Annotated in this window: 1 protein-coding gene; it reads right to left on the bottom strand. The window is 78.7% G+C overall.

Going from position 1 to position 207, the window contains the following annotated elements:
- Window positions 1–207 (bottom strand): PASTA domain-containing protein (locus QWY29_RS20920; RefSeq protein ID WP_300963122.1); only part of this gene is annotated, 207 nt, incomplete at both ends.

Below are 207 nucleotides of genomic sequence, written 5' to 3'. Positions count from 1 at the left end.
GGGCTCCTCGGTGGTGGGCTCCTCCGTGGGCTCCTCGACAGGCGGGTCGCCCCAGTACTGCACGGTCACCCGCTCGCCCTCGTCGCGCCGGCCGGCCGGGTCGACGGAGGTCACCAGGCCGGCGGTCTCGCCGCCGGGGTTGGCGACCTCCTCGGTGGTCACCCGCAGCCCGGCGCGGGCCAGCTCGCGGCGCACCTCGCCCACGGG

It is taken from the genome of Nocardioides abyssi, assembly GCF_030412915.1.
Classification (GTDB): Bacteria; Actinomycetota; Actinomycetes; order Propionibacteriales; family Nocardioidaceae; genus Nocardioides; species Nocardioides abyssi.
The sequence above is the reverse complement of the archived record's forward strand: the minus strand, read 5'-3'. Positions and strand labels throughout refer to the sequence as shown.